We start from the raw sequence: 9,525 nt of genomic DNA on the forward strand, positions 1-9,525 counted from the left end.
GTATCCTGGTCATATGGCGGGACAGCAGGACAAGGAAGCGGCCAAGCAGGCCAAGAAGGAGAAGCGCGCGGCGAGCAAGGCACGCCGTGGCCAGCTCTTCGAGGCCTTCAAGATGCAGCGCAAGGAAGACCCGTGGCTCATCCCGTGGATGGTCGGGGCGATCGTCGTCGTCGCGGGCGTCTTGTTCGGGATCGGGTTCTTCTTCGACGCGCAGTGGGTGCTGCTCCCGCTGGGCCTGGTGCTCGGCGGCCTCCTCGCCATGATCATCTTCGGGCGGCGCGTCCAGAAGACGGTCTACTCGAAGGCCGACGGCCAGCCCGGCGCCGCGGCGTGGGCGCTGGAGAACCTGCGCGGCCGCTGGAAGGTGACGCCGACCGTCGCGGCGACGACGCAGCTCGACGCCGTGCACCGCGTGCTCGGCGGGCCGGGCGTGGTGCTCGTCGCCGAGGGCGCGTCGCACCGCGTGAAGACGCTGCTCGCCCAGGAGAAGAAGCGCGTCTCCCGCCTGGTCGGCGACACGCCGATCTACGACGTGACGATCGGCCACGAAGACGGCCAGATCCCGCTGAAGAAGCTCCAGGGCTTCCTGATGAAGCTGCCGCGCAACCTCAAGCCCGCCCAGGTGGACGCGCTCGAGGCGAAGCTGGCCGCGCTCGGCAACCGCGGCGCGGCGATGCCGAAGGGCCCGATGCCGGCCGGCGCGAAGATGCGCAACGTCCAGCGCACGATCCGCCGTCGCTGATCCCCCGCGTACGACGAAGGCCCCGTCCTCGGACGGGGCCTTCGTTCGTTCAGCGCATCCGGATGACGACGGTGCCGGTCAGCCGGTCGAGCCAGCTGCGGCCGTCGGCGTTGCGGACCGCCGCCGGGATGATCACGAACGTCAGCACCGCCCGCACCAGCGCGCGCGGCGGGCCGACCAGCGCGGCGCCGTCGAGCCGGGCGACGCGGATGCCGACGACACCCATTCCGGGTGTGAAGCCGAAGAAGCCGGCGGAGAGCACCGAGATGATCGCCCACACGCCGCCGGACCAGAGGTTGAAGGTCTGCATCGCGGCCGGGTCCTGCAGGCTGGGGTGCAGGAAGATGGCCGTGACCAGGGCCGCGACGACGAGGTCGACGATCAGGCCGAGCAGCCTCGCGCCCCCGCTCGCCGCCGAGCCGACGCCGGATTCGGGCAAACCGAACTTCTCGCCGGGCCAGCGCTGATCAGCGTCCTGCCGGGCCTCGCCGGTGCCGGGCAGCCATTCTCCGGTCCATCTCGCCACCCGTCCAGGGTATGCCGGTGGCGCGGACCACATCCGCCCTGGTCGGATAGCCGGTATCCACCCACCCGTTAACACCCGCGAAACATACGGGTGACGGTCGGGCAACACCGCCCTCTTAGCGTGAGCCGAAGAGAGCACTGCCGTACGAGCTCGAACGAGAAGGAGTCACCGAGGGTGCCCACTACTCCAGACGACATCCAGCGCCTTATCGCCGACGAGGACGTAGAGGTCATCGACGTCCAGTTCTGCGACCTGCCCGGCGTGATGCAGCACTTCACGGTCCCCGCGAAGGCCTTCACCGAAGAGGCATTCGAAGAGGGTCTCGCGTTCGACGGCTCCTCGGTGCGCGGCTTCCAGTCCATCCACGAGTCCGACATGCTGCTCCTGCCGGACGCGGCGACCGCGCGGATCGACCCGTTCCGCAAGGCGAAGACCCTCGCCCTCAACTTCTTCGTGCACGACCCGTTCACGCGCGAGGCGTACAGCCGTGACCCGCGCAACATCGCGCGCAAGGCCGAGCAGTACATCGCCGAGTACGGCGTCGCCGACAACGTGTACTTCGGTCCCGAAGCCGAGTTCTACATCTTCGACTCGATCCGCTTCGACTCCGCCGAGCACGCCTCCTTCCACGAGATCGACTCGGTCGAGGGCTGGTGGAACACCGGCACCGATGAGGTGGGCGGCAACCAGGGCTACAAGACGAAGTTCAAGGGCGGCTACTTCCCGGTTCCGCCGGTCGACCACTTCGCCGACCTGCGCGACGACATCGTCCGCAACCTGACGAACATCGGTTTCGAGATCGAGCGCGCGCACCACGAGGTGGGCACCGCCGGCCAGACCGAGATCAACTACAAGTTCAACACGCTGCTGCACGCGGCCGACGACCTGCAGCTGTTCAAGTACATCGTGAAGAACACGGTGTTCGCGGCGGGCAAGACGGCCACGTTCATGCCGAAGCCCCTCGCCGGCGACAACGGCTCGGGCATGCACTGCCACCAGTCGCTGTGGAAGGACGGCCAGCCGCTGTTCCACGACGAGTCGGGCTACGCCGGCCTGTCGGACACCGCGCGCCACTACATCGGCGGCCTGCTGAAGCACGCCCCGAGCCTGCTGGCCTTCACGAACCCGACGGTGAACTCCTACCACCGCCTGGTCCCGGGCTTCGAGGCGCCGGTTTCGCTCGTCTACTCGCAGCGCAACCGCTCGGCGTGCGTCCGCATCCCGATCACGGGCAACAACCCGAAGGCCAAGCGCGCCGAGTTCCGCTGCCCGGACTCCTCGGGCAACCCGTACCTGGCGTTCTCGGCGATGATGATGGCCGGCCTCGACGGCATCAAAAACAAGATCGAGCCGCCGGACCCCATCGACAAGGACCTCTACGAGCTCCCGCCCGAGGAGGCCAAGGACGTCAAGCTCGTCCCGGGCGACCTGGGCACGGTGCTCGACACCCTCGAGGCCGACCACGAATACCTGCTCGAGGGCGGCGTGTTCACGCCGGACGTGATCGAGACGTGGATCTCGTACAAGCGCGAGAACGAGATCGACCCGCTGCGCCTGCGCCCGCACCCGTACGAGTTCAGCCTGTACTACGACGTGTGATCAGGTAATCCACCCACGGACACGCCGGTGGCGAGGAGCGAAAAGCCCTCGCCGCCGGCGTTTCTCTTCACTCCGCCGTCGACATCAGCTTCAGGTCCGCGCCCGCCGCTTCGTACCGGCCTCGCGGGTCGGCCACCAGCTTGCGGAGCTCCAGGTCCATCAACCCCAGCGTGCAGGTGATCTCCGCGGCCAGCGTCCCGTCCACCTTGTAGATGTTCGAGTCCATCGAGAACGTCTTGCCGCTGCCGAACTTCACGTCGCACGTCACGTCGACCTCGTCGCCCGCCCTCAGCTCGCGGCGGAAGACCACGTGCGTCTCCAGCAGCACTGATGCCAGCCCGCGGAGCCCCTCGATCGCACCCGCCGCCTCCAGCAGCTCCAGGCGGGAGACCTCGCCGTAGGAGTGGTAGACAGCGTGGTTGAGGTGGCCCAGGGTGTCCAGCTCGTAGTGCCGGACCTTGATCCGGGTCCGGAACGGCTCGCGATCGGTCACCAGCCCACTGTAGGTCAGGCCTCGTAGAACAGGTGCTCCACCACCGTGTGCGCCCGGCGCGTGATGCGGCGGTACGTGTCCAGGAACTCGCCGGGGTCGTCGGCCGCGGACTGGCCGAGCACCCGGGCCACCGCCGCCAGGTCGCGGCCCGAACCCGGGACCTCGTCGACCGCCTTGCCGCGCACCAGCATCCCCGCGTTGCGCACCCGCGTCGCCAGCAGCCACGCTTCGCGCAGCGAGTCCGCTTCGGACTTCGTGGCCAGTCCCGCCCCGGGCAGGACCGCCAGTGCGTCGAGCGTCGACGTCGTGCGCAGCTCCGGGACCGAATGCGCGTGCTGCAGCTGCAGCAGCTGGACCGTCCACTCGACGTCGGCGAGGCCGCCGCGGCCCAGTTTCGTGTGGCGCGTCGGGTCCGCGCCGCGGGGCAGGCGCTCGGTCTCCACCCGCGCCTTGATGCGGCGGATCTCGCGGGCCTTCGTCGCGTCCAGGCCGCCTTCGGGGTAGCGGATCGGGTCGATCATCGCGGTGAAGCGCTCGCCGAGCTCGTCGTCGCCCGCGACGAACCGGGCGCGCAGCAGCGCCTGCGCCTCCCACACCTCGCCCCAACGCGCGTAGTACGTGCGGTACGACTCCAACGTGCGGACCAGCGGCCCGCTCCGGCCCTCCGGCCGCAGGTCCGCGTCGACCTCCAGGGCCGGGTCCGAGCTCGGCGCGCCCAGCATCTTCCGGACCGTCTCCGCGACCGACGACGCGAACTTCACCGCGTCGGCGTCCGAAACCCCCTCGGACGGCTCGCACACGAACAGGACGTCGGCGTCGGAGCCGTAACCGAGTTCCGCGCCGCCGAGCCGGCCCATCCCGATCACCGCGATGCGCGCGGGCGTCTTGCCCAGCTCGGCCTGGCGCTGGCGGAACGCCGCGGCCAGCGCACCCTGCAGCACCGCCACCCACACCGAAGAGAGCGCTTCGCACACAGCCGGCACGTCGAGCAGGCCCAGCAGGTCAGCGCACGCGACCCGCAGCAGCTCGTGCCGCCGCAACGACCGCGCGGCGGCGACCGCGGCGTTCAACCCCGGCTGACGGCGGACGGCGGCCCGCAGCGACGTCGCCACCTCGGCGGGCGCGCGGCCCAGCAGCCGGGCCGGGTCGCCGAGCAGCCGCAGCACCTCCGGCGCGCGGACGAGCAGGTCGGGCACCAGCCGGGACGTCCCGAGCAGCAGCGCCAGGTTCTCGACGACCGTGCCCTCGTCGCGCAGCACCCGCAGGTACCACGGTGTGTCCTGCAGCGCCTCGGACACCTTCCGGTACGACAGCAGCCCGCCGTCGGGATCGGGCGTGTCGGCCAGGAGGTCGAGCAGCACCGGCAGCAACGCCTGCTGGATCGCCGCGCGCCGCGAGACGCCGGACGTCAGGGCCTTGATGTGCTGCAGCGCGCCGTCCGGCGCCGTGTAGCCGAGCGCCTCCAGCCGACTCGCGGCCTGTTTGGTCGTCAGGCGCAGCGCCTCGGTCGGCACGTTCGCGACGGACTGCAGCAGGGGCCGGTAGAAGATCTTTTCGTGCAGGCGGCGGATGCCCTTGCCGTGCTTGCGGAACTCCGCCAGCAGCGCTTCGCCGGCGGTCTTCCCGGCACTCCCCTTGATCCCGCTGGCGCGGGCGAGGATCCGCAGCTCGTCCGTGTCGGACGTCGCCGGGAACAGGTGCGTCCGGCGCAGCCGCCGCAGCTGCAGCCGGTGTTCGAGCATCCGCAGGAACTCGTACGACGCGCCCAGCTCGGCCGCGTCCTGCCGGCCGACGTAACCGCCTTCGCCGAGCGCGGCGAGTGCGTCCATCGTGGACGGTGAGCGCAGGTCCGCGTCGACGCGGCCGTGGACGAGCTGTAGCAGCTGCACCGCGAACTCGACGTCCCGCAGCCCGCCGCGTCCCAGCTTCAGCTCGCGCTCGGCGTGCTCGGACGGCACGTGCCCCTCGACGCGGCGGCGCATCTGCTGCACCTCGCCGACGAAGTTCTCGCGGTCGGCCGCCGACCACACCAGCGGCGCGACCATCTCGGCGTACTGGTGCCCGAGCTCGGCGTCGCCCGCCACCGGACGTGCCTTGAGCAGCGCCTGGAACTCCCAGGTCTTGGCCCACTTCTGGTAGTAGCCCTGGTGGCTTTCGAGCGTGCGGACGAGCGCGCCGGCCTTGCCTTCGGGGCGCAGCGCGGCGTCGACCTCGAAGCACGCCTTCCCGACGACCCGCATCGTCGTGCTCGCCAGCCGCGTCGAGACGCCGAGGTCGTCCGCGCCGACGAAGATGACGTCGACGTCGCTGACGTAGTTGAGCTCCCGGCCACCGCACTTGCCCATGGCGATGATCGCCAGCGCGCCTTCCGCGGACGCGCCGACCTCGGCCTCGGCGACGACGAGCCCGGCGGCGAGCGCGGCCTCCGCCAGCTCGGTCAGCTGCGCCGCGACCTCGGCGTAGTGCGGGTGCTCGAGCCCGGCCTCGACGAGGTGGCCCAGGTCGGCGGCGGCGATGCCGAGCAGCTGGCCGCGGTAGGCGATCTTCAAGGCCTGCTCGGCTTCGGTGCCGGTGAGCACCGAGCCGTCGTCGCGCACGAGCGCCGTGCGCAGGTTTTCCCGGTAGCAGGCGGAATCCGTGCACTTGTCGCCGAGGAGCGACTGCCACTGCGCGGGGTTGGCGGCGAGGAAGTCGGCCAGCGCGCTCGACGTCCCGAGCACGCCGAAGAGGCGGCCGCGGAACGTCCGGTTGGCACGCAGCTGCTCCTCGAGCCCGGTCCACTCGGCGTCGTCGGCCTCGCGGATCCGGTCGATCCCGCGCAGCGCGAGGTCCGGGTCCGCGGCGCGGGACAACGCGGCGATGACGTCGGTGGCGGTCACGGCCGGGCCGCCGTCGTCCCACCAGCCGGCCGCGCGCAACTGACCCTCGGCACGGGAGTCGGTGAAGCCGTACCTCGCCGCCGAAGCGGTCGATCGCGCGCGGTCTGCCATCACCGACCACCGTATCCCGCGGGGCCCGGCTCAGGCGGCCAGCCGACCCGGTTCGGTTCCGGCGGGCGTCGGCTCGGGCACCTGGAAGCTGTGCGCGGTCACGGGGTGCCGGCGCGAAAGCAGCCAGATCCCGACGCCGACGCCCACCCCGACGACGCCGACGGCGATGGTGCCCGCGGCGCCGAGCGAGGCGATCTTGCCGGAGATCGCGCCGACGATCGCGGCCGCGGGCAGCGTGAACAGCCACGCGATCACCATCCGGCCCGCCATCCGCCAGCGCACCGGCGCCTCCCGGCGGCCGACGCCGGAGCCGACGATCCCGCCGGAGCACACGTGCGTCGTCGACAGCGGGAAGCCGAGGCGGGACGAGACCAGGATGACCAGCGCCGAGCTCGTCTGGGCGGCGAAGCCCTGCGGGCCTTCGATGTCGGTCAGGCCCTTGCCGAGGGTGTGGGTGATGCGCCAGCCGCCGAGGTAGGTGCCCGCCGCGAGGGCGCACGCGGCGCTGATGATCACCCAGACGGGTGGTGCTGCGCCCGCCGGCAGGCTGCCGGCGGTGACGAGCGTGAGCGTGATGACGCCCATCGTCTTCTGCGCGTCGTTGGTGCCGTGCGCGAGCGAGACGAGCGACGCCGAGACGACCTGGCCGACCTTGAACCCGCGCGTGGCCGGGCGGCCGCGCACGAGGAACCGGTAGACGAAGTACGTCGCGCCCATCGCGACGACCCCGGCGATCACCGGGCTCGCCGCGGCCGGGACGAGGACCTTCTCGACGATCTTTCCGAAGTGGACCGAGTCGGTGCCCGCCGAGATCCAGGTGGCGCCGATCAAGCCGCCGAACAACGCGTGCGACGAGCTCGACGGCAGGCCGACGAACCACGTCACGAGGTTCCAGACGATCGCGCCGATCAGCCCGCCGAACACGATCGACGGGCCGATCTTCGTGTCGTCCACCAGGCCGCTGGAGATCGTCTTGGCGACCTCCACCGACAGGAACGCGCCGACCAGGTTCAGCACCGCGGAGATCGCGACGGCGACGCGGGGCTTGAGCGCGCCGGTCGCGATCGACGTCGCCATCGAGTTCGCGGTGTCGTGGAACCCGTTCGTGAAATCGAAAACGAGGGCCGTGACTACGACGATCACGACCAGCAACGAGGGTTCCACCCCGACCTCCGAACCCTTGTGGGGACTCCTCCCGCAAGGTACCTGAAGGGTGACGCCTGGCGTTAACAGGCTGTTGCTCGTTGTGATCCCTGCTGTTAAGCCAGCGGTAAGGACCGTTGACTGTCGGCGGCGGCCTCGAGTTCTCCGGCGGCCAACCGGACGAACCGCTGCGCGAACGGCCGCCAGGTCTCCTCGATGTCAGTGTGGACAGTGATCAACGCGTCGTGCTCGAGTGAGCCCGGACGGGCGAATTCCGCCATCTCGGGCTCATCCGCGGCCCAGCTCTCGACGACGAGGGGCGTCGTCTCGATGTGGAACTGGACACCGTAGACACACCGGTTGAACCGGAACGCCTGGTTTTGGTACAGCGGCGCGGAAGCGAGCAGCTCGGCGCCGGGCGGGAGCCGGGTGATCGCGTCGTTGTGGAACTGCAGGACGTCCTGCACCAGCGGCAGGTCGGCGAAGAGCGGATCGGTCCACGCCGCGTCCTTCTTGCTGACGAGCTGCGGGCCGACCTCGGGCCCGTCCGGCCCGACCTCGACCCGGCCCCCGGTCGCGACGGCGAGCAGCTGGGCGCCGAGGCAGATCCCCAGGGTCGGGATCCTCTTCGTCGCGGCTTTCGCCAGCAGCCGCCGGACGTCGACGAGCCACGGGTGCTTCGCGTCGTCCTCCGCGGCCATGCCGCCGCCGAGGCAGACGACACCGCGGTAGCCGTCGAGGTCGTCCGGCAGTTCGTCCTTCGGCGGCAGCCGGAGGTCCAGCTCCGCGCCGGCGCCGGTGAGCCAGTCGCCGAGCGGGCCGAGCGGGTCCGACGCGTCCGGCTGGATGATGAGCAGTCGTGTCACGCTTTTCAGGGTAGGTCAGCAGGCGCAGCGGATTCCCGGGGTGGCGGCTCCCTCCACCGGGTAGCCGGCCGCGATCCAGGCCGTGATGCCGCCGGAGAGCCGTTTGACCTGGAAGCCGAGCTGGGCGAGCTTGAGGGCGCCCTTGGTGGCGGCGTTGCAGTTGACGCTCTCGCAGTAGCAGACGTAGACGACGTCCCGGTCCAGGTGCTCGGCGCTCTTGGCCGTCAGGTCCCGGTAGGGGAGGTTGACCGCGCCGGGGATGCGGGCCTGGGCGAAAGCTTCGGGCGCCCGCGTCTCGACGATCACGTAGCCGTCGGTGTGGCCGGCTTCGAGGTCCCGGACGAGGTCGTCGGGGTCGACTTCGAAGGCGAGTTCGGCGCCGAAGTACCGCGTGGCGGCTTCCGGGGCCGGGGCGGGGACGGCGAGGATGCGTGTCATGGGGTAAATCCTGCTGGTCGCGGGGCTTCCGCCACAGGGCAGAATCGGGGTGGAAGCCCGGGCCGGCCGGGGATTCCCCCGTTCCGGGCCCGTTCGACTTGGAGAATCACGGTGGACCTCGACGACGTCGACTGGCAGCTGCTGGAGCTCCTCCAGGAGGACGGCCGGCTCAGTTTCTCGGAGCTGGGCCGCCGGGTGTCGCTGTCCGGCTCCGCGGTGACGGAGCGGGTGCACCGGCTCGAGGAGCGCGGGGTGATCACGGGCTACGCGGCCCGGGTGGACACGTCGAAGCTGGGACTGCCGATCGAGGCGCTGGTGCGGGCCCGGGTGCGGAGCCTGGACACGCCCCGGTTCCGGACGGCGGTGCTGCCGCTGCCGCAGGTGGTCGCCGCCGACCACATCACGGGTGACGAGTGCTGGATCCTGCGGGTGCTGTGCCGGGACACCGGCGAGCTGGAGGCGTTGGTGGAGAAGGTGCAGCGGTACGGCGAGACGACGACGTCGCTGGTGCTGTCTTCGCCGCTGCGGAGCCGGCCGGCGCCCCGGGCCTGACTGTGAACACGACTGTGATAATAAAAAAGGGCCCGGGCCGGGAGACTCACGTCTCAACCGGGCCCAGGCCCTTTCCCAAAATAAGTTCGGCGGTGTCCTACTCTCCCACAACCCTTCGGTTGCAGTACCATCGGCGCTGTCAGGCTTAGCTTCCGGGTTCGGAATGGGACCGGGCG

General features: G+C 70.6%; 9 protein-coding genes and 1 rRNA gene. 3 read left to right on the forward strand and 7 right to left on the reverse strand.

Annotated features, from left to right (window positions below; translation table 11 throughout):
• The first annotated feature begins 13 nt into the window (after positions 1-13).
• The gene (locus BLV96_RS39200; RefSeq protein ID WP_086682980.1) at positions 14-742 is read left to right on the forward strand and encodes a DUF4191 domain-containing protein; all 729 of its coding nucleotides are present in this window, start codon (positions 14-16) and stop codon (positions 740-742) included.
• Between the two features lie 49 nt (positions 743-791).
• On the opposite strand, the gene BLV96_RS39205 is transcribed toward BLV96_RS39200, so the two are convergent.
• Positions 792-1,181 carry an RDD family protein gene (locus BLV96_RS39205; RefSeq protein WP_086683004.1) on the reverse strand — a complete coding sequence of 130 codons (390 nt, stop codon included), beginning with the start codon at positions 1,179-1,181 and terminating at the stop codon, positions 792-794.
• A gap of 261 nt (positions 1,182-1,442) precedes the next feature.
• Between BLV96_RS39205 and glnA the strand changes: the two genes are divergently transcribed.
• The gene (glnA, locus tag BLV96_RS39210; RefSeq protein WP_086682977.1) at positions 1,443-2,867 is read left to right on the forward strand and encodes a type I glutamate--ammonia ligase; all 1,425 of its coding nucleotides are present in this window, start codon (positions 1,443-1,445) and stop codon (positions 2,865-2,867) included.
• Positions 2,868-2,934: 67 nt separating this feature from the next.
• On the opposite strand, the gene BLV96_RS39215 is transcribed toward glnA, so the two are convergent.
• The 5 genes from BLV96_RS39215 to BLV96_RS39235 all read right to left on the reverse strand — a co-directional run bounded on the left by BLV96_RS39215 (position 2,935) and on the right by BLV96_RS39235 (position 8,797).
• Positions 2,935-3,360 (reverse strand): acyl-CoA thioesterase, encoded by a 426-nt coding sequence (locus BLV96_RS39215; RefSeq protein ID WP_086682974.1) that lies wholly within the window; start codon positions 3,358-3,360, stop codon positions 2,935-2,937.
• A gap of 14 nt (positions 3,361-3,374) precedes the next feature.
• Positions 3,375-6,350: a bifunctional [glutamine synthetase] adenylyltransferase/[glutamine synthetase]-adenylyl-L-tyrosine phosphorylase gene (locus BLV96_RS39220; RefSeq protein WP_167379881.1), complete on the reverse strand. Its 2,976-nt coding sequence runs from the start codon at positions 6,348-6,350 to the stop codon at positions 3,375-3,377.
• 30 nt (positions 6,351-6,380) lie between these two features.
• A complete protein-coding gene (locus BLV96_RS39225) occupies positions 6,381-7,514 on the reverse strand; it encodes an inorganic phosphate transporter (RefSeq protein WP_167379882.1) in 1,134 nt (377 codons plus the stop codon).
• Positions 7,515-7,609: 95 nt separating this feature from the next.
• Entirely contained in the window at positions 7,610-8,359 is a 750-nt protein-coding gene (locus BLV96_RS39230; protein ID WP_086682968.1) for a type 1 glutamine amidotransferase, read from the reverse strand.
• A gap of 15 nt (positions 8,360-8,374) precedes the next feature.
• Positions 8,375-8,797, reverse strand: a complete 423-nt coding sequence (locus tag BLV96_RS39235; protein WP_086682965.1) for a rhodanese-like domain-containing protein — start codon at positions 8,795-8,797, stop codon at positions 8,375-8,377.
• A 111-nt stretch (positions 8,798-8,908) separates the two neighbouring features.
• Here BLV96_RS39235 and BLV96_RS39240 point away from each other — a divergent pair, with 111 nt between their 5' ends.
• Positions 8,909-9,349 (forward strand): Lrp/AsnC family transcriptional regulator, encoded by a 441-nt coding sequence (locus BLV96_RS39240; RefSeq protein ID WP_086682962.1) that lies wholly within the window; start codon positions 8,909-8,911, stop codon positions 9,347-9,349.
• 84 nt (positions 9,350-9,433) lie between these two features.
• Here the strand turns inward: BLV96_RS39240 and rrf are convergent.
• Positions 9,434-9,525, reverse strand: a 5S ribosomal RNA gene (gene rrf / locus BLV96_RS39245); the annotation flags it as partial.

The sequence above is a fragment of the Amycolatopsis pretoriensis genome, from assembly GCF_900107925.1.
Lineage (GTDB): Bacteria > Actinomycetota > Actinomycetes > Mycobacteriales > Pseudonocardiaceae > Amycolatopsis > Amycolatopsis pretoriensis.

Bases quoted from the DNA above. Each gene is read 5' to 3' on its own strand.
- BLV96_RS39220 (WP_167379881.1), bottom strand. From the start codon at position 6,350: ATGGCAGACCGCGCGCGATCGACCGCTTCGGCGGCGAGGTACGGCTTC.
- BLV96_RS39235 (WP_086682965.1), bottom strand. From the start codon at position 8,797: ATGACACGCATCCTCGCCGTCCCCGCCCCGGCCCCGGAAGCCGCCACG.
- BLV96_RS39200 (WP_086682980.1), top strand. From the start codon at position 14: ATGGCGGGACAGCAGGACAAGGAAGCGGCCAAGCAGGCCAAGAAGGAG.